The 20,563-nt window shown below is 32.0% G+C and carries 22 protein-coding genes; 4 read left to right on the top strand and 18 right to left on the bottom strand.

Translation table 11 applies throughout. From position 1 onward, the window contains the following. The first annotated feature begins 136 nt into the window (after positions 1-136). Positions 137-1,147, top strand: coding sequence for a hypothetical protein (locus tag AABL87_RS07420; RefSeq protein WP_006263439.1), 1,011 nt, complete (start codon positions 137-139; stop codon positions 1,145-1,147). Between the two features lie 671 nt (positions 1,148-1,818). Further along, complete coding sequence (locus AABL87_RS07415) at positions 1,819-2,406, top strand: hypothetical protein (RefSeq protein ID WP_006259091.1); 588 nt, start codon at positions 1,819-1,821, stop codon at positions 2,404-2,406. A gap of 55 nt (positions 2,407-2,461) precedes the next feature. On the opposite strand, the gene AABL87_RS07410 is transcribed toward AABL87_RS07415, so the two are convergent. The 10 genes from AABL87_RS07410 to AABL87_RS07365 all read right to left on the bottom strand — a co-directional run bounded on the left by AABL87_RS07410 (position 2,462) and on the right by AABL87_RS07365 (position 9,796). Next, a complete protein-coding gene (locus tag AABL87_RS07410; RefSeq protein WP_225581529.1) occupies positions 2,462-3,139 on the bottom strand; it encodes a hypothetical protein in 678 nt (225 codons plus the stop codon). Between the two features lie 124 nt (positions 3,140-3,263). Then, positions 3,264-3,587: a hypothetical protein gene (locus AABL87_RS07405; RefSeq protein WP_006261041.1), complete on the bottom strand. Its 324-nt coding sequence runs from the start codon at positions 3,585-3,587 to the stop codon at positions 3,264-3,266. Positions 3,588-3,671: 84 nt separating this feature from the next. Further along, positions 3,672-4,175, bottom strand: a complete 504-nt coding sequence (locus AABL87_RS07400; protein WP_006261040.1) for a hypothetical protein — start codon at positions 4,173-4,175, stop codon at positions 3,672-3,674. 598 nt (positions 4,176-4,773) lie between these two features. Beyond that, positions 4,774-5,280 carry a hypothetical protein gene (locus AABL87_RS07395; RefSeq protein WP_006261039.1) on the bottom strand — a complete coding sequence of 169 codons (507 nt, stop codon included), beginning with the start codon at positions 5,278-5,280 and terminating at the stop codon, positions 4,774-4,776. Between the two features lie 360 nt (positions 5,281-5,640). Then, positions 5,641-6,039, bottom strand: a complete 399-nt coding sequence (locus tag AABL87_RS07390; protein WP_006259096.1) for a cytidine deaminase family protein — start codon at positions 6,037-6,039, stop codon at positions 5,641-5,643. 13 nt (positions 6,040-6,052) lie between these two features. After that, on the bottom strand, positions 6,053-6,775 hold the full coding sequence (locus AABL87_RS07385; protein ID WP_006261038.1) for a class I SAM-dependent methyltransferase: 723 nt from the start codon (positions 6,773-6,775) through the stop codon (positions 6,053-6,055). A gap of 2 nt (positions 6,776-6,777) precedes the next feature. Continuing rightward, positions 6,778-7,317: a prolyl-tRNA synthetase associated domain-containing protein gene (locus AABL87_RS07380; protein ID WP_006261037.1), complete on the bottom strand. Its 540-nt coding sequence runs from the start codon at positions 7,315-7,317 to the stop codon at positions 6,778-6,780. A gap of 3 nt (positions 7,318-7,320) precedes the next feature. Continuing rightward, positions 7,321-8,367 carry a S66 family peptidase gene (locus tag AABL87_RS07375; RefSeq protein ID WP_341277123.1) on the bottom strand — a complete coding sequence of 349 codons (1,047 nt, stop codon included), beginning with the start codon at positions 8,365-8,367 and terminating at the stop codon, positions 7,321-7,323. A 19-nt stretch (positions 8,368-8,386) separates the two neighbouring features. Further along, complete coding sequence (locus AABL87_RS07370; protein ID WP_006261034.1) at positions 8,387-9,232, bottom strand: GNAT family N-acetyltransferase; 846 nt, start codon at positions 9,230-9,232, stop codon at positions 8,387-8,389. 9 nt (positions 9,233-9,241) lie between these two features. Next, on the bottom strand, positions 9,242-9,796 hold the full coding sequence (locus tag AABL87_RS07365; protein WP_006259101.1) for a GNAT family N-acetyltransferase: 555 nt from the start codon (positions 9,794-9,796) through the stop codon (positions 9,242-9,244). A gap of 446 nt (positions 9,797-10,242) precedes the next feature. Between AABL87_RS07365 and AABL87_RS07360 the strand changes: the two genes are divergently transcribed. Beyond that, on the top strand, positions 10,243-10,458 hold the full coding sequence (locus tag AABL87_RS07360) for a hypothetical protein (protein ID WP_006259102.1): 216 nt from the start codon (positions 10,243-10,245) through the stop codon (positions 10,456-10,458). Continuing rightward, positions 10,448-10,741 (top strand): type II toxin-antitoxin system RelE/ParE family toxin, encoded by a 294-nt coding sequence (locus AABL87_RS07355; protein WP_230456722.1) that lies wholly within the window; start codon positions 10,448-10,450, stop codon positions 10,739-10,741. The genes AABL87_RS07360 and AABL87_RS07355 overlap by 11 nt, the downstream gene beginning before the upstream one ends. A gap of 50 nt (positions 10,742-10,791) precedes the next feature. Here AABL87_RS07355 and AABL87_RS07350 read toward each other — a convergent pair whose 3' ends face one another. From AABL87_RS07350 to AABL87_RS07315, 8 genes are all read right to left on the bottom strand, one after another. After that, the gene (locus AABL87_RS07350; RefSeq protein ID WP_006259105.1) at positions 10,792-11,415 is read right to left on the bottom strand and encodes a carbonic anhydrase; all 624 of its coding nucleotides are present in this window, start codon (positions 11,413-11,415) and stop codon (positions 10,792-10,794) included. A gap of 2 nt (positions 11,416-11,417) precedes the next feature. Then, positions 11,418-12,959, bottom strand: a complete 1,542-nt coding sequence (locus tag AABL87_RS07345; RefSeq protein WP_006265162.1) for a SulP family inorganic anion transporter — start codon at positions 12,957-12,959, stop codon at positions 11,418-11,420. Positions 12,960-13,466: 507 nt separating this feature from the next. Beyond that, positions 13,467-13,769, bottom strand: coding sequence for a hypothetical protein (locus AABL87_RS07340; protein WP_006259107.1), 303 nt, complete (start codon positions 13,767-13,769; stop codon positions 13,467-13,469). 131 nt (positions 13,770-13,900) lie between these two features. Beyond that, positions 13,901-14,512, bottom strand: coding sequence for a rhomboid family intramembrane serine protease (locus AABL87_RS07335; protein ID WP_006259108.1), 612 nt, complete (start codon positions 14,510-14,512; stop codon positions 13,901-13,903). A gap of 182 nt (positions 14,513-14,694) precedes the next feature. Further along, a complete protein-coding gene (locus AABL87_RS07330; RefSeq protein ID WP_006259109.1) occupies positions 14,695-15,723 on the bottom strand; it encodes a YncE family protein in 1,029 nt (342 codons plus the stop codon). Positions 15,724-15,733: 10 nt separating this feature from the next. Beyond that, the gene (locus AABL87_RS07325) at positions 15,734-16,924 is read right to left on the bottom strand and encodes an alpha/beta hydrolase (protein ID WP_286393491.1); all 1,191 of its coding nucleotides are present in this window, start codon (positions 16,922-16,924) and stop codon (positions 15,734-15,736) included. 9 nt (positions 16,925-16,933) lie between these two features. After that, positions 16,934-18,223 (bottom strand): hypothetical protein, encoded by a 1,290-nt coding sequence (locus AABL87_RS07320; protein WP_286393489.1) that lies wholly within the window; start codon positions 18,221-18,223, stop codon positions 16,934-16,936. A 1-nt stretch (position 18,224) separates the two neighbouring features. Next, on the bottom strand, positions 18,225-20,561 hold the full coding sequence (locus AABL87_RS07315) for a TonB-dependent receptor domain-containing protein (RefSeq protein ID WP_341277122.1): 2,337 nt from the start codon (positions 20,559-20,561) through the stop codon (positions 18,225-18,227). Positions 20,562-20,563 lie beyond the last annotated feature (2 nt).

The following is a 20,563-nucleotide window of genomic DNA, read 5'->3' as shown; positions in this document are numbered from 1 at the left end:
TAAGCATTGAATACACCATCTAAAATGTAAAAAAAGCCCCAGAAATAATAATAAAAAATTATAATATACCCATGCAAACTATTTTATAGCAATAAAAAAACTATTTTTGCTGTATACAATAATATATTCACGACTGATGAAAAAGTTTTTTACCCTTACAGGTATATCTTTTATGTTTTTACTTACCTCTTGTGATGATGGTAATCTAGTTTATAAAGACATTGATTTTAACAACGTAACTGCTGTACAGAGATGTACTACACCAGGAGCTGATAAGATTTTCTACAAACTTCAGAATGATGAAGCACTAATACTTGTTATTGATGCTGATAACATCATGAGAGATGAAACTATCAACAGAGCTAGAGTAGAGATTAGTGGAACAGATACTAGCTTAGATTATAGAAAATATACTGATAAAGTAGAAGGCACATCTATATGTAACCTTCCTCCTCCAGCTACTCCTTCTGTCATTCAGAGTATACCTGCATCTCCAGGTGGAACAGTCATCATAGATAGAACAGTACAGGTTAATAATAATACAACAGCAACTGATAATAGCGTCAACCTAATTTATCAGTACACGTTTTCTTTATTAAATATACATTTTAATCAAGGAGACACTAGTATTAAATATGATCAGATGACTTTTGGATCTACAACTTATGCAAATAGAACTTTAGCTTTTAAGTTTGATAATAACAATGGTAATGGTCTAAACAATTTTAATTGTAACAACTCATTATATAACTTAAAAGACAAAGAAGCTCTTATCTTGAATATCACTGAAGATGATCTTCCAACAGAAGCTACGGCTGAAAGTATTATAGAACTAAACGATAAAAGACTACTTAGTATAAAACAATATAGTCGTACAGGTATTAATCTAAATCAAGTATGTGAGTACGAAGGAGACATACCTGGATCAAATACTAACAACCCAAATAAATTAGAAGAATATTGGGTTGCACCTAAAGGGCAAATAGTTATCAAATCTAGATGGACTGAACCTGTAGATGGATCTGAACCAAAATTACTACATGAGATCTCACTAAGAAACTTAACATTCATAAAAGCAAGTAACACGGATAGAACATTCGTAAAACCGACATTACCTTTCGGAACTATTGTTACAGATAAAAAATAATTCTATCCGATATTAGGACACTTAAAGTCGCTGTTAAAAACAGCGACTTTTTTATTATTAGTAATAATACTAAACCTTTCTTATAAATATTACAAAAATAAATATTCATCAAAGTTCTAAAAAATGGTACTAAATAGCTCTATAGCATTGCTAAAATTAAAACCATTTAAAAGTCTAAATAGGAACAAATACAATGATTCTAAAGCTTCTTTAAAAAGAAAGAAGATTAACTTTTATTTTTGTACTACATAATTATATGGCACTTTTTAACTTTTATTCCCTCTAAAATTCAAAAATTGCTACTACAATAAAATTTAAATATTTTAAATATCTTCAATTTTATTCAATATAACACAACTTTTATACAAATAAGCATATTGATATCTAACATTAGAAGTATTTACATTCAATTTTATTAGAATTTTAAAACAATTTTAGATAATACTAAACATTTTATATATTGCACATGTAAACAAAACCAAAAAGGTCTTAAATAAAATAATAGTTCTTTATTCTTTCTATAATTTTTAAAAGTATTCAAAGAGTAAAAAGTTATTGTACTATTCACTTTTTTAGTTTTGATATTTTCTACAATGAAGATTTTACAAGAAAGGGCTAAATAAATTATATTAACAAGTGTCACTCTGAAGATACGAGAATAAAAAATATAGATGAGAAATAAATTCACATTTACTGTTGCTTTAATTGCAATTAGTTTGGCGAGCTTTGCACAAGAAAGAACAAATACAATAGATAATCAATTTAATACTTTACTAAACGAATCAACAAACTGGCAAAAGTCTAAAATTGTCGAGGTAGAAAAATTGCACCAATTACAAAAAAATGTAAATGACTCTCTTACTAAGTTACATCTAACTATTGCTAATAATAAAGATGCTTCTTTAGAACATAAAGAATCTGTTGAAAGCTTAACATCGCAGTTACAAATAACTAGAGATTCTCTTTCAACTTCATTAACTACTACAAAGAATATTGAAGTTTTAGGAATATCTTCAGAGAAATCAACTTTCTTGACGATTATATGGGCTATTATAGGTATACTAATTATTGTTTTAGGAATAATATACTATCGCTTTAAAAGAAGCTTTTCTGAAATCAGAGAAGTAAACAGAAAATTATCTGAGACAGAAGAAGAACTTGAAGAATTAAGAAAATCTTCTCTTGAACGCGAACAAAGAATACGCCGTCAACTTCAAGATGAAATCAACAAGAACAAACCAGTTGAGAAAAAAGAATAAATATAAAAGGGAATCTACCGTGTAGATTCCCTTTTATATTTAAATCAAATTAGGATTAATTCTTTAATCCTAATCCTTTTATAACTTGCTTTATAATTGACGACTTCTTTTGCCTTTTAACTTTAGTGATTTCTTCATTCATATTGACCACTTTGTTTTCATCACAAGAATATTCTTCATCCCCTAGATCTTCGAATTCAAAAGTAGGTATAGAAGAGCTCGTAAAAAATATTTCGTCTTCTACCTTATCTTCTTTTAACCCAAAACGCATACATCTTTCCTGAGGTTCTATATCCCACAAATATTCACCTATTATATCCTCTATTAGATGATATATTAGTTCTATTTTACTTTCTTCTACCTCTTCATATTCCAATGGTTCACCTATACTTTCTACAACCTCTCCTTCTACTTCTAGCACTGTTCTAATCAAAAAACCATTCTCTGTATAATGAAGGTTAAACGACATCATCTCCTCATCTATAACGAAAGACATCACCTTCTGCTTAGAAGCTTTATACACTAGCGAAGCCATACCTATCGATACCAAAACTAAAGTAGCATCCTCTAAAAAACAAATATCTAATATATCTGATTCCTTATCACTAACAGTAGCCTTCTTAAAAGTAACTTCTTCTTCATGTACTAACTTACTTTTTAGTATTACTTCTAACCCTTCCAAATCAGATTGATAATTTTTATCTATTACTATACCTCCTATCTGTAGTCCCATATATTGTTTAACTCTCTATTTACAGCTTGAAAGATACTATTTTCTTATCTAAATACACTTGCCTAATTGTGAAACAGCTGTTAATTATAATAAGTTCCATTTTATTTAAAAACTATTTATTCTTTCATTTACTTATAATAGTATTTAAAGAATTAAAATCATATAATTGTCCTTCATAAATAATTTTTTGGAGATCAAAATCAACAGTCAAGGTGTAGGACACATTTCCTTCTGGATATATCCTAAAAATCAAAATCAACTGATTGTTTTCTTCTCTATAGTTTTCTAAATCCCAAGTATTTGATCCAGTATCTAATACAGCTTCATGAGTTATTGCATCTCTAATAACAAAAGTATTTACCCAATGTGACATTCTCATTTCTACTAAAGCAGTCCAAATTTGATACCGACCATGACAGACAGTCTGTACATCAATCAATCTATCCATTTATTATAAATTATCAAATCTTAAATTTACTACTAAAGTATGCCATACTACAAAATCCCCAAAGATGTACGTCAATATTCTACCTTAATAGCTATGTATTTTATTATAAGTGATTCTAACAAATTTAGCATTTGAGTAGAATGGCTCTTTGTCATATTCATTTATACTTCTTTCCAATACTAATATTTCATCTGTCAACACACGAATATCATAATCCTGATAATCATCTGTATTCACCTCTTTTCCTACTCCTAAATACAATTTATCCTCTATCATAAACCACTGAAAAGGAGAGCGCTCATCACATATGATATCAGTGTCTTCACTTTCTTTGTAAAAATCAGTTTGAATCATAATTTCATGTCTATGAAACTCTAGTGTCTGTGGAGGACAACAAGTACTATCTACTTCTCCTGCAATGGCGCCTCCCCATCTATCATAATATTTTTTACTTTCTAATTTCCACTTACCTATTAATAGTGCTTTATTTTTACCTTGATGGCTAATCTGCACATCATCACTAGAACAAGAAATAAAATTAAAACACAATGTGATTGAAATAAATAATAAAAGTAATTTTTGTTGCATAATCGTTTGCTTTGTAAATTTTGGCAAATTTATAAGGTCAACACATTCAAAAAGCAAGACAAAAGTCCCTACAATAAATCGAATATATAATTAACAATGAATTGTAACAATTTATTAAGAAGAATAAAAAATAATAAACCAAAAAAAGTAAACCTTGAGAAGGTTTAGCCTCCTTTAGGCTAAAAAAATAACATAGATTTACGCAAAAAACCAAATATTTTACTAAATAAAGAAAAAATAAAAATAGTTATTACAAATTTCTATTTTAAAAAACACAGTATTTATTTACTTCTTAAATTAAGATAAAACAACATATTTAGTTTAGATATATCACATCTATCAACAGTAATAAATAAAATAGACATATACCTTTAAAGTATATATACAGTATTTAAAAATCACTTATTCTATAGCCTCAAAACGTTCTTTTTTTCTTTCTTCTTCTTGTATAACCTAAAAAACAAAAAAAAACAGCTATCTCCACTCTCGTTTTGACAACTGTTTTTTAAAGTTATATTACTTATTATTTACAGAATCTTTTTACTACCCACATTATAATAATTACGGTAAGGTGCTAATGCTTAAGAGTAATAAAAGACTAGTTTACTTTTTTATAGATAATTTTAATACTGCTTACATTAGAAGTATAACGATTACCATCTTTTACATCTATCTTTCGTTCAATAATTAATCGATCCTGACTTAATACTCGAATATCATAAATCTGTTCAGCATTTTGCTCTAATGATTTACTGATACCTAAGTACAATTTGTTTCCGCTTAACATCCATTGTCTAGGAGACCTTTCATTGTAATAATTCCCTTGACTATCTTTTTGATTTGAATAATCTGTTTGAATAGTAATGCCTCCTTTATAATAATCTACTGTCTGAGCGGGTACATTTAAATCACTTGCCAAAGTCTCCTTTACTATTCTACCATCTACATCTAACTCTGCTTTTTCTACAAGTTCCCATTTACCAAACATTTTAGAATTATTTTGTGCTTCTTCAGTAATTTGTATATCATCACTAGAAGAACAAGCAGTAAGACTAACTGCAGACATTCCTAAAAATAGGAGACTAAATAGAGTTTGTTTTTTCATTTCGACTATTAATACATTTATATTTTTGACAAATATATATCGACATCTGTGAATTATCCAAAATAAAAACTCAAAATAAATTCACAATACGTGAATAAACAGGTTTTATAACTAACATTTAACAATTTCAATTTCGTGTATTTGTTAAAAAATCACACATTGTAATTTTTACACCAAATAAACTTACTTTAATATCGAATTATTAGAATATAAAAACAGTCAATCTACAATTCGTATAATAAAACAGACAATATAGAAATAAACACAACTTACCTCAACGCAAACAAAGTACTAGTAAGACATAAAAAAAGACTCTAGTACATACTAAAGTCTTTTATAATCGAATAGTAAGCTATCCACTTACCATTTTCTATTCATTCCTTTTTTCCAATCATAAGGCATAAGAGAACCTAAAGTTACATAGTGATCATCTTCTACTTCTACGATCGCGTTTTCATTTTCTTGTGCTAATTGAGTCATAAACTCTCTACATCTTCCGCAAGGAGGCACAGCTTCTCCCTTCTCCGTTATAGCTACTACCCGTCTTATTCTATTTTCTCCATGCTTTAGCATATCTGCTATAGCCCCATGCTCTGCACAGAATCCCATAGAACAAGCAGTATCAATGCTAATCCCTGTATATACATTTCCGTCTATAGTCTCAATAGCAGCGGCAACACTTCCATACGCAACAAAATCATTTAATTCAACTGATTTTGCATATTTATGGGCTATTTGCTTTAATTCCTTTGCTTCCATTTAATTCATTTTGTTAGGCATATCCATACCATATTATTTCCTCACTATACTCATTATATCTATTCAATTCCCAATCACCAAATACTTCTGCTATTCCTAGTCCAGCATCAGCTACTAATAGTCCTATCTCATTAAAACTAGGAAAAGCAATCATAGATTGTGAACTAAAGTTCTCTTGTGTATTATCAATACTATAATAAGTCGTATAAGTCAATGCTCTTGCATCTCCTTCATACGTATTCCACGCGGTGACTTGCCCATGCAAAGGATGTTTAAATTGACGTATAGACTCCTCTTTTGTCCACGTTAACCAATCTTTCACTAACGGATTTCTACTGTCAAAGATATACCTACCTCCTTCATTTAAGTGTACTTTGATTGTTTCTAGAACAGCCAAACGATCCTCTTTCGTCAAGAAAACCTGAAATACATGACCTGATAAAATAATCAAATCAAACTTCTGCTCTAAGCGAATAGTTCTTGCATCTCCTTGAACCCATTTTACTTCTGAACTTCTTTTCTTTGCCTTTTCTAGCATCGCTTGAGCATACTCCACTCCTACTACATCTTTTCCTCTTTCTGATAAGACAGTAGCTAATCGCCCTGTTCCACATCCTAGATCTAAAACTGTTTTAGCTTTATCTGCTAGTTGCACATACTTTTCTTCATTGTCCCATAAGTTGTCATAATCGTAAAATTGAACCAGATCTACATTTTGGTATAATTGATCTTCCATAATTATAGTTTAATTGTTAGCAAGTCTCTATTTAAGAAAGGAACTAACTTATTAATTATATCTGTTGTATGCAATTTCAAATAATGAGTAGTAGTTCCATCACTACAGCCATAAAAAGGTTGATCCAAAACATCTTGATCAAATACTAATTGAATATTGCTAGTTGATTCTCTTAATAATCCAAATATAGATGCCGCTCCTACCTTGGTCTCCATCTTTTCGTATAACATCTCTGCTGGTGCAAACGAAACCCTAGAGATGCCTAAAGCCTCACTAAATACTTTACTATTAAAAGGCTTATCTCCTAATGTAATAAATAGATAAAACATCGTTTTCTGTCTATTGCACAAAAAAAGTGTTTTGACCATATTCATATCTAGCCTCTCATTAATCAACAAACAATCTTCCATTGTAATTGCCTCCTCTGTTTCAACTCTTTGCCAATCCATAGAAAGCTTAGACAATGTATCATAAGTCTGTTCTTGTAATTTAGAAAGATATCGCGATGGCCGTTCTAATGATACTTCACTGATATAAAACATATTTTATCTATCTATTACCGCACTCTCTAGAATAGAGAAACGCTTATTAATACTATCTATCTCTGCTACACATCCATATGGCAAAGTGAACGTTGGGCACGTATGACCAAAGTTCATCTGTGTTATCACAGGGAGAGTACTTAGACCTTCTTCATCAAGTATTTTAAGCAATATTTGCTCATATTCTTCAGCGTACATATTGTCATAAGGTCTTCCTAATATAATTCCATTTACTACATCTAAAATACCCATTGCTGCATACCCTCTTAACCAACGCTCTATATAAAGAGGAGCTGTCTTTTCTTCAGAAGTTTCTAAAAACAATATACTTCCCTTCCACACATCTAATTCTGGCCAAAGCTCCGTTCCTTTTATTATTTCTAATACTTCCATGCACCCTCCAATTAAAGTACCCTGTACGCTTTTTTCTCCTCTCACATAGCGCCACCCTTCACATGGATTCAGCTTGCGTTTAGTGTTTTGTATGCTCACATCAAACCAATCTAAATACTCTGTAGTCCAACCTTCTGTATTTGGAGACACTGGTTCTACTGGTTCTATCTCAAACAATGTCCGTTTGATATCTTGTATCTGATAATCATGCATTTCCCCATTCTCTGCAAATCCCACTAATAACGAAGTACCATAGAAAGAGCTCAACCCTGCTTTTAGGCACATAAAATGCGTTACTGTACTATCTGAAAATCCTAGAAATATCTTTGGATTATTTCTAATTACATCATAGTCAATATACTTTAATAATCGAATACTCTCGTCTCCCCCTATATTGGTAATAATAGCTTTTACTTCCGGGTTCTTAAATGCATCCATTAGATCCTTAGCTCTTGCCTCTGGATGATTATAAATCCACTCTGCTGATTCTAAAGCATGTGACGTCTCTATAACTTTAAGTCCAAATATGTTTTCCAGTCGAGCTTTTCCTACTTGATAACGATGTGGTAACTCACCTGCCCCACCCCATGACAAAGAAATTGTCGCAACTGTATCTCCTTTTTTTAATCTCTTTGGCTTTATTAATCTTGTCCTCATATACTTATAATATTAACACCTATAGTTTCATGATCATCTCATGTTGAGTAATATAGTGCTCTAAGCCTATTCTCTTTAAAAACGAGATGAAATCCACTCCTTTATCATCCACATTAGTAATCAGAATAGGGGTTTCCAAAATATTAACCACATCATTCACGAGAATTTTTGCTATTCCTTTATTTCGGTAAGCTTTATCTACCGCTAGTTGATATATTTTACCACTGCTTTTATGATAGGCTACATATCCTACGATAATACCTCTCACTTTAGCTACTTTATACCGAATGTCTTCCTTAGCTTTTTCTAATACAGCTATTGAATTTTGCCAACTTGGTTGGATATCCCAAAAAGGAAGAACTGTTTTCCAACATACTTGCTCTACATCTTCTATTACAACATTAGCTGTCTTATAGTGCACCTCACGTGGTTGTCCTTTGAAGCACAATAAATCTCTACTTATATTATATCCTTGAGCTTTATAAGCACGAATAGCTTTATCGTTTCCTTTTATTACCTCAAGGGATAGATTTACACTACTACCCGTTTCTTTCCAAATAGGAATAGCATAACTATACATCTGAGCGACTAAACGCTGTCCCCTATATGCAGGTCTCACTCCTGTACCAGCATTATAATAATAGACTTGCTCAGCTTCTTTCTTCACTCCTGTTAGCATAAAAGCAACTAACTCCCCCTTATCAAATGCTCCGATAGAATAATCTAAGTCAACCAATTCACTATTTAGTTTAAATGCCAAGCTATCTTCTGTCAAATGAAAGGGAAGTATATAATCTGAAAATGAATCATTAAATACTTCTGTGAGCTCGCGTAAACTTACTTCTCTAAGGCTTCTAATTTTCATATCTTCTTTTTAGTTTAATTTATTATATTCACCTCGTAACAAACTAAAAACAACAGAGTCTTCTATCTGTTCTCCTTTTACATAATGACTTCTCAATTGTCCTTCTCTAGTAAATCCAAACTTCTTCACTGTATTTAAGGAAGCCATATTATCTGGGCTAATGAAGGCCTCTACTCGTCTCAATTGCATAGTTTCAAATCCATAATGTAAGACCGTATTTAAGACTTCACTCATCACACCTCTTCCTTTCGAGTTATCATGATACAGTCCATATCCTACCTCAGCTCTATCGTGTTCTAAATACCAAGTATGATATCCACAGTACCCTAATATATCCTCTGTTTCTTTATCAATGATTAAAAACATCAAATATGATTTATTATAAGTACGGAAGCCATAGGCTGCTTTTACTTTTTCTTTTTCTACTTCCTCTTCAGGAATACCTATATAATGCAAAAGTTCTTCTGCAGTAGCTAATCTTAAAAAGTTTTGATAAGCTTCAGCTTCTAGTATTCGTAATTTAAAACGGGAAGTTTCAATATGGTCAAATATAAATTCTCTCATTCTGTGTCATTCTAAGTGAACTAAATATAATATTGAGTATATTTAGGTTCCTGCAAATTAAAAAAAGTCAGCATATAAGATAAACAAACAAGTGTGAATCAACATTTTTATATACTGAAAAGACAAAAGAAGGGCTATCCTTTACTTTCATTCTGAGTAAATTTACCATCTTTCTCTATTATCTCTATTATGATAGTATAATGACTCCGTTATTTTCTATCAAATAACGGAGTAAGTACGGACTCATAACGGACTCACTACGGACTCATTCAAAACTAAAGCTATCTCAAACTACTATAAGTGTACACTTATCATAAACAGTCAACCTTATTTAGCTAGATTACACAAATTAGTAAATATTTGAATTTATAAATAATTATCAAATAAAAATAAATACCTTTGTAGAAGAGTACACAATTAATTATCAACACCTTAACACATACGCTATGATAAACTATCACGTCATAATACCAAATGATAAAAAAGCAGTATTTCAAGAGTTTCTTGAGATAATTGGTGCTGATTATAGTGAACAGATTAATGACCTTAACCTAACTCTAGAACAACAAGGCATCTTAGAACAAAGACTTGCAGAACCCAGTGAGAGTTATATTTCTCTTGATAAGGCACTTAATGAACTATACAAAAAATATGACTTATAATATAGTTATACTTCCAAGTGCTATACATGACTTAGATGCTATATTTGAGTATTATTTTTTGATATCTAAACGTATTCTAAATTCCTTTAAAAAAGAATTTGATAAAACATTGAAAGTATTAAAAAGCAATCCTTTCTTTCAAATAAGATACAATGACATACGAGCTATTTCTATTAAGAAATTTCCGTATGTCATTTTTTTTAGAGTAGATCCTTATAAACAAATGATACATATTGTAGCTGTTTTTAATACTTCTCAGAACAGTGATAAGTATCCTGTATAAAAAAAGGGTATCACGAATGACACCCCTTTCTCCTTTAATCAATAATAATCTTAGCAGATTAATTCAACCTTTCCGCTTACTACATCATAATAAGCTCCTACTACACCTATTTTTTCTTCAGCAATCAATTTAGTCAACGAAGGACTCACCTCTTGCAACTGTGCTACTATCGTTCTTACATTCTCCATCGTCACTAACTCTACTAATTCTGATGCTGACAAATCTTCATTACTGTGTTTTTGGCGAACTTTATCTACTACTGGATGGATGCGTTCTAATATAGTGTCTAGTTTACCTAAAGTTGTATGATTACATGCTCCTGTCACAGCACCACATCTACTGTGTCCTAATACCATGATTAATTTACTACCAACCACATTACAGGCATATTCCATACTTCCGATTACTTCATCTGTCAATACATTACCTGCTATTCTTAAACTAAAGATATCTCCTATCCCTTGATCTAATACATGCTCTAGTGGAGCACGACTATCCATACAACTCAAAATAACGGCATGTGGATGTTGACCATCCTTAGTCTCTTGTAGTTGGTGTAAGAAGTTTCGGTTAAACTTCAAGTTATTTACAAAGCGATTATTTCCTTCTAATAATAATTCTAAACTTTGTGCTGGCGTTGTATTTGCTAATATTTCTTTTGTAAATGAATTCATAATTAAATGGTTTTTCTGTGTGATAAAATAATGTTTTGTTGGTCTCCTGATACTTTCACTTCTTTGTGAAAACCTGTTGTAGTAATCAGTATGTTTTTTTCTTTTGCCTTTTCATTTATAAAAGTCTCTATAAGCTCTAAGACATCCACATGGATATACCCCATACGCTTTGCGTCTATAGCCAAGTGACAATTATCTGGCAATTGATAAAGCCTGTTTTTAATCGCTGTCTTGTTCAAGAACGATACTTCCTCTGCTAAAGTCAAGGTATATACTACTTGCTCTTGCTTTATCTGACGATGCATAGAGAATGCTTTTCTTACATTTCCGATTAGTAAGAATAATACACTCACTCCCATACCTACAAGGACGCCAACAAGTAAATCTGTTACTACTACCATAATAAATGTGATGATAAAAGGAATAAACTGTGTGTAACCTTTATGCCAAAAGTGCATAAGAATAGCTGGACGAGCTAGGTTATACCCTACTAAGATTAATACTGCTGCTAGAGATGCTAAAGGAATCATGTTTAACACTAAAGGCAGGGAGATAACAGCTATTAATAAGAAAATACCATGAATGACTGCTGATGCTTTATACAATCCTCCTGCATTCACATTAGCAGAAGAACGTACTACTACAGAAGTCATCGGAAGTCCTCCTATCAAAGAGCTTAGAATGTTCCCTATCCCTTGTACTTTTAATTCTCTATTAGTATCTGTATGTCTCTTTAATGGATCTAAGCGATCTGTCGCCTCAATACACAATAAAGTTTCAATAGAAGCTACAATAGCAATAGTCCCTCCAATCATCCATACAGCAGGATTAGCAAATCCTGTCCAATCTGGAAATACAAATATGGAACTGATATCTGATAAACTATCAAACATAGGGATCGACACTAATCTCGATGGTTCGATAGCTAAAGAGCTACCTGTAGCAATCCAAAACTGGTTAATCAAAATACCGACTACCACTACAATTAAAGCTGCTGGTAAAAAAGAGACTTTCTTAGTCCACTTCATCTTATTCCACAGTAATAATATGGCTAATGAAATAACAGTAATAATCACCGTACCCAACTGGACAGATGCAAAAGAGGTGATATCACCTAAAGCATCTACTCCAAAAACCAATGGCAATTGCTTAATTAAAATCACTAATCCAATACCTGCTAACATTCCCTCTATTACACTTGATGGAAAGTAGTTGGCAATAGTACCTGATCTTAACAATCCTAATATCACTTGCAAAACTCCTGCAATAATACCTGCTGTAAGTAATAATTCAAATGATCCTAGCTCCGTTATAGCTCCTAATATAATAGCCGCTAAACCTGCTGCTGGACCACTTACACTAATATTTGAATTACTCAGTAATCCAACTATTACTCCTCCTACCACACCTGAAATAATACCTGCAATAGGGGGTGCACCAGAAGCTAACGCAATTCCTAAACACAGTGGAAGTGCGACTAAAAAGACCACAAGGCCTGGAGCAACACTCTTCTTAAGTGCTGCCATACTCATATTTTTTGTCATTGTTATTTTACGTTTAGTTTTTCTTTTTTAGCCACAGATAAAGGCAATAGAAGATCTGTCGATTCATTGTTGTCCAAAAAATCAAGAAGGTAAATATTGACTTATTCAATACTTAAAAGCTAAAAAAGAAATGATTAACTAAAGGCTTCTTCATTGCTGACAATTAACCATTTTGCAAAAGAAGACTTTCGTTACAACAAAAGACATCATAGGTAACTAAAGGAAATATAGCACATACTCTACAGTACAAAAATCAAGAAACAGTATTAGCTAAATACTACAAAAAGATTCTAAGCCATAACTCTTTCTATAGCGCTATCATTATACTATCGTATGATTATAGTACTAATTCCGATTTGCATTGCGTAATTACTGTTCGTTGATCTATCTATTGTTAGTTTTAGAATGAACTCTATAACCATCCATATCTATAAAAATAGATAGACAAATAACCTATAAAATGTCTTTTGCTAAATCCTCTACTAGTGTTTACTAATAGAAATAATATTAAACTAAACGTTCAGGAGGGGGTAATAAGATATCGAACTCTTGTGATTCATACACAAGTTTCAAATGAGAGAAGTTTAATTCCAATCCTTCTCCTGCATCTACTAGATTAAGATGATTAGAAGCAGATAAATCCCACAAATGTCCTTTGTGCTCTTCTTCTGCATTAGTGATTGGCTTTTTATTTTCTTCAGAAATGGTCACAGAAGGTATCTCTAATTCAATGCCAGCTAGCACCGCAATAGTCGGCGTAGCGATAAAGTTTACAAAGAATAATAATACAATTAGTGATACATATTTCATATCACAAAAATATTTTTTTTCTGAAATATGACAATATTAGACTTGTTAATTTTACTATAAAAAGTAGTTTTTCTAGTAAACAACATCACATTTCAACAAGGTTTTAATGTAAAAACCACACTTAATGTAGCTTATTTCCTTCTATACTTTCTTTTGCTTTTCTTCCTATTCATCTGATATGCAAATACTAAACCCACTAACGCTCCTACTAAATGCCCTTGCCAAGAAACACCTTCTGCGACATAGCTAGGTAGTACTCCATAAACTAACCCTCCATATAGTATCCCAATGATAATAGATACTAAGATTAAAACTAACTTGCGAATAAATATTCCACTAAAGAATAGAAAGAAAAAGAGCATATAAATTAATCCACTTGCTCCTATATGACAACTCATCATACTTGTCTGAAAGTAACCAAAATCAGGTAATAGCCACAAGGCTAAACCTGAGGTAATCCACCCCATAATAAGTACTGTATATGCTTGCTTTTTATAAAACAAAAACAATACTACACTAAGTATAAATAAAGGTAAAGTATTACTAATGATATGGTCTATCCCACCATGAAACAGAGGACTTAAGAAAATTCCTTTAATGCCTTCTATACGCCAAGGAATCACTCCATAACAATCGTGGAATATACCCAATTGTTGTAGACCAAATATAAACCACATCACTCCTACCAACAATAATGGTGGATAGAAATCTTCTTTCTTTAATCTAAGTTCCTCGTTTCTCACTATACTCTATTTTATGTTAAAAGTACGATTATAATCAACATATCACCATAATAAAACAACTTTCATAAAATTTTACACAACTAAATAATATTCATAACAAACAACATTAATATATACCTAAAAAAAATGGCTACTCCATTACAGAGTAGCCACTTCCTAATTATAATAGATGAGCTTTGATTTTATAATTGTACTTTACTCACAGTATCACCATTCGTATCTACTGCAGCCTCTTGCCCTTCTACTTTAGGCATTCTCTTTGTTTTATTTGTAACATAAGCTACTCCTGTATTTTTATTTACTGCTACAGTATTAGGGTGACTTCCCGTCTCTAATTCTGTAACTACCTCATAGGTTTTACCATCAACAATAACAGTTTTACCACTTTCTCTATTTGCTAAAACAATTTTATCTTGTTTTGGTAAATAGTTTACTCCTAATGACCCTCCTTTAAACTTTACTACTTTTAGTAACTCTCCACTGTCAGCATTTAATACTGTTAACCCAGTAGAAGAATTTGTCACAAACAATCTTCTTCCTGATTCATCAATAGAAACATTAATTGGGCTTTCTCCACCTGAAGCAAACTTCTTAATCACTTTTTTAGTCGTTGGATCAATAATAGCTACTTCATTTGTACCCATATTAGCAGCGTATAACTTCTTCGTTTTAGTATCAAAAGTAAGTCCTGCTGTAAAAATACCAGTATTGTCTATATATCCTTTTAATACATCTTTATCTCCATCAATGATCCACACTTTCCCATCTTGTTGTGTGTCTGATGCATAAATAGTATTTGTTTTCTCATCAATAGCAATCTCTCTATTGTGACCGCTTTCATTCGTTCCTGGAATTACTTTAGTAGCTCCTGTTTTTAGATCGATTACAGTCACTGCATTAGTAGTTGTATTCGTTCCATAAATCTTTTGAGTCTTTTCATTTACTGCAATACCAAATACAGGATTCCCGTTCACACTGTACTCTTTTTCAACAGATAAGTCATTGCCATTTAATTTATAAACAACTCCTTCTTTAGTTTTAAAATCGATTACAGAAGCAACATATACTCCATTGTCCACACTATTGTAAGCAACTTCATATAACCCTTTTCCTACTTGTTTATTTTGATCTATTGATTGTGCTGTAGCAGTTGTTCCCATTGCTGCTAATACTGTAGCACTCAAAAACGTTAATGATTTAATGTATTTCATATTGTTATTATTAAAAATTAGTACTTTCTACTTTAGATAAGCTACCTATCATCCAATTAAAAGCTTGTTGCCAATACCAAGCACCATGCTTTCCTTTTGGATTAATATTCAACTCATAATTAAGGTTTAATACCTTGTTATTTGTTTCTAAAAAACGGAGAATATCTTCATCCATTCTTACCACGTTACCATCTCCTTTCTTTCGATTCTCACGCCCTCCTCCATAGATAAAATAGGTTTGTTTTCTTATTTTATCTATTTGACTAGTAGATAAGACATTGACATAAGTATCTAGATTGTGATCGTCTTGCCAAATAGAAGGAGAAAACACGCCTATATTTCCAAATGTATCTGGATAAGTCAACCCTGCATATAAAGAAATCAATCCTCCTAAAGAACCTCCAGCGATACCAGTATAATGAACATCTGATTGGGTTCTATAAGTCGAGTCTATATACGGCTTTAATGTTTTAACTATAAAAGAAATATAAGCTTGTCCTTCTACGACAGGGTTCTTCTGTGTAGGAAAAAAAGAATATTCTTTTTCTCTTAGATTCTTTTGATAATCATGATCTATCCCTACGATAATATATTGATCTCCATATTTGGCTATAGTCTCATCTACTTCCCATTCTACTGGACCTAGTCTACCTTCTGAAGTAGCCTCGTCGAACAAGTCTTGTCCATCGTGCATATACCACACAGGATACGATTCTTGACTATGGTCATAGTCTCTAGGTAAATAAATTCTAATATCTCTTACTCTATTTAACTCAGGGATATAGAAGTTCTTCAGTATCACTAGATGATCTGGAGCTGTAGACGCTTCAAACTGGTCTCTCCATGCAGAAATAGTATTCTTTAATACCATATCTTCTTTAACTTCTACATCGTGTAAATTAATCAATCTACCTTTCTTAGATGACTCTAAAGTCTGCCAAGTACCTCGTGTGAATTTATATTCTAAAACTCCTGATGGAATATTTTCAACTTCTACTAAATATTGATTAGATGTTCCTGAGATATTACGCATTAGATAACGCTCATCCTTAGGATTCCATTGATTAAAATTACCTGTCAAATAAATAGGTTCTTCTGTGTGAGCAAAGTCTTCCACTGTGACTTCTACTCTAACTTTAAAACTGTTCTGTGCTTGCAAATTCATAACTACCATTAAAACAATAAACACATACTTTTTCATTAATTACTTTTATAACTTGTTTACTTTAAACAATCCTTGAGGCTTTCCTCCTTTTTGAATCTCAATAGAAGGCGTTGCTTTTAGCATATCTTCTGATAATTCATAGTACCCCAATTTTGTATCATTTACCACGCGAATAAATTTCTTATTATCTATTTTAGATACTCCTAATGAAGCGGCTGGTGTTTCGACTAATGTTACTCCCTCTATCTGAATAGGTGTTACTGCCTTACTCTTAATATCAATCACTACATACTTCCAAATAGGAGTCAAATTAATTGTTTGTGGATTTGCTAATGGTACATCATTTACCAACGTTACTATTTTTCCTTTCTCTACATAGATTGTTGAGAATTTACCAGGTGTTACACTGTTAAACATCGTATTGAAATCTAATTCCCATGATTGGTCTACTTCATTTGATCCATTCTTAATACGTGCTATTTTAGATTGATCTCCTAAACCTCCTGTTTTAATACCTTGACACACGAAATACAAATCTTTATTCTCGTCAAAATAATACAACGGGTTCTCATCAACGAAAGCAATATTACCTGTATTCTTTACCTGAGTATCTCCTATCCATTTTCCATTAGTCAAATCAATAACAGCAAGATGTACATCAGTTGATACACCATCAAACATACCTCCCTGTGCCCCTTGGTTCTTTCCAAAAGTGATATCAGCATATAGTTTATTACCATTAATTGCTAATAAATGTTGACCTATTGCTTTAAAGTTTACACCTTGTAGATTTAACTTTTTCTCTAACGCATTGATCTGTTCAGCATAATCACCTAACATTCCTTTTTTTGCCATTCCTATAGGATCAAAAATCTGTATTTGTGTAGGTTGAGCTCCTTCAAAATAATATCCTGTTGTATGATCATTCGTTAATGTAAAGTTTCCTGAACCTGCTATTTTTGGTTCTACAGCAATACTTTTAGTTGTATAAAAGCCTTTATCATCAAAAATGAATTGACCTAATGCACGAGAATTATTATCATCAAACATTCTATACACTCTATTACCATATTGACGATACCCTCCCATTCCTCCTGTGGTTGTCGTATTACCTGTAGCATTGTCTATTGCTCCTTTTGGTAAAGAAGAATAGGCTTTTAGGAAACCGTTTTTAATAGGTCCTTTTCCTTCTGATAAAGTCATCAGAAAATATTGGCTCTGTTTTACTTCTGGGTCTACTGGTGTTACAGGATTATTGTCATCTGAAGAAGAGCATGATGCTAATGTTAATGCAAAAGCAAATGACATTGATAATAATGGTTTTATAAGTCTCATGTTAATTAAGTTTATAGTTAAGTTTTAAGTAGATACTTCTACCTGCTTTTTGTATTTTAAAATAATCGTATAAATCTTGATTTAGTAAATTGCGTACCTCAACTCCGATAGATACTCCTTTATCATTTAGTTCATATAAAGTACCTAGAGTAAGAGAAGTTTGATCTGGAACAATATTTTTCACATCTCCTTTACTCTTTCCAAACAATCCTAAAAATCCATTTGGCTCCATTGACTTATCAATAGGTTGGATGTAAAACTCACGAACGAAATTAAGATTAGCATAAGCTGTTAATCGATCTTGCTTCTTGAAAACATCAGTAAACTTAGCTTCTGCTCCAATGTTGGCAAAAAAGAATGGAATATTTGGAACTCTATTACCTTTTAACCATTTATCTGCGGCTTGTTTAAACTCTCCATAACGAATACTTTGCCAAGTAAAGTTCCCATAAAACTTATAGTTCTTTTTTACTTTCAGGCTTAGATCTCCTTCAAAGCCATACCCATTAGCCTTTTCTTTATTGACAAAAACAGAGAGAGGTGGATTACCTGACACAAGTACAATGATATCTTTTGTGTGTCTGTAAAAACTATTAAAACTATATTGGAAGTTACCCACCTCCTTCTCTATTCCTAAATTTAAATTGATACTCTGTTCTGGCTTTAAATTAAAGTTCGATGCTATAAAAATATAGTCACCAAATAACTCTGTATATCCTGGTAATCTTCTTGCATCTTCTACAGAAAAGCGAAGATTAGTTTGTTCTGTTAATCTATATTTAGCTCCTAAAGCCCAGCCAAATGCATTATCTGATACATCATGAATATCTCTAGCGGATAAGTCTACATTACTAGCAGTATTAAGCCCTCTACTTGAATAATTATACAACTTCACAATTGCATTTGTCTCCAATTTCTTATCCCACCACTGACTCGTCAGCCCTATAGCTAACACATTCTTTTTATAACGAGTAGGAAGCTCAATCACCGTTTGGTTCAAATCCTGAATTACTCTTCCATAAGGATCTTTACCTTCTCTTTTAGTATAATTGTAAGTATTGTTTAACCAGATCTGTTGTGAAGGATTAATCGCATAGCCTATCAATGTTCTTGAAGTAAAGAATGTCATATCTATATCAGCATCCATAGGCATATCTCCTTCCCCTCTATACCCACGTGGGGTGAACTCTCCTAGCCAGTTATACCTTCCTTTTAAGGTATCAATAGCTTGTGACTTCACTACATTGTAAGATAGAAATTGATCTATAGATAATTTATCATTGAATACGGCTTTTTTATACCTTAATGTTGGAATAACACTGTGTTGCTTATCTTCAATTCCTCCATAAGGTACAACCATTGAAGTAGGACTATTTTGAAGTTGTTTATCGATATTATAATAGCTTATACCTAGTTCAATTTTATCTGCCCAAGAAAGATTATGAGCTCCTAAATAAGCATTAGCAAAGAAGTGCTTATATCGATTGTGAAACAACTTTACCTTAGAATGAGTTTGAGCTAATTCAAGATCAGGAGTATTAATCTTATAATCATTATCAGAGTAATTATAAAACACCTCTCCTCCTGCATATAAATTATCATTTAAGTTATAATGCCCTCTTACAGCTGAGCGAATTGTATTAAATGAACCGTATTCTACAGAAGCTCTTAATTGATTACTTTGTATAGAAGAAGAAACTAAATTAACAGCTCCTCCTAAAGCATCACTTGCTAAGTGCACAGGGATAATTCCTTTATATACCTCCACTTTATCCAACACATCTAATGGCACATTAGAAATATTATACCCTTGTCCCAAATAGTTTAAAGGAATACCATCTTTAAAAAAACGAATTGCATTACCTTGAAAACCATTCAGATTAATATTAGCCTCTGAACCTAAGCCTCCTCCTTGTCGGATACGCACTCCAGTAGTCTTGTTCATTAAATCATTTAAAGAGGTAGGACGAAGAATCTCACTTTTAGTATCTATAGTGACTGCTCTAATAATATCTCGATTACTATTTTGCTGTTCATCTTTAGTTTGAACAATAATATCTGATAAGATGGTGTGGTCTTCTTCTAAAACAAATGAATTGCGAATCAAATCCACAGTATCGAATGTTTGATTCACACTTTGATAGTGTTCAGCAAATACTTGAATAACATAAGACGATGCAGGTTTTAGGTCAAACTGAACCTGCCCCTCCCCATCTGTTATCAGTTGTTGATTATTTACTATTACGACAGCATTCTTTACCAACTGATTATTGTTATTGGTAATAACGATAATCTTCTTTACTTGCCCCAAAGCTAATGAGGTACTGGCTAGAGCCATCA

The sequence above is a fragment of the Myroides sp. C4067 genome (assembly GCF_038039665.1).
Lineage (GTDB): Bacteria > Bacteroidota > Bacteroidia > Flavobacteriales > Flavobacteriaceae > Flavobacterium > Flavobacterium odoratimimum.
The sequence above is the reverse complement of the archived record's forward strand: the minus strand, read 5'-3'. Positions and strand labels throughout refer to the sequence as shown.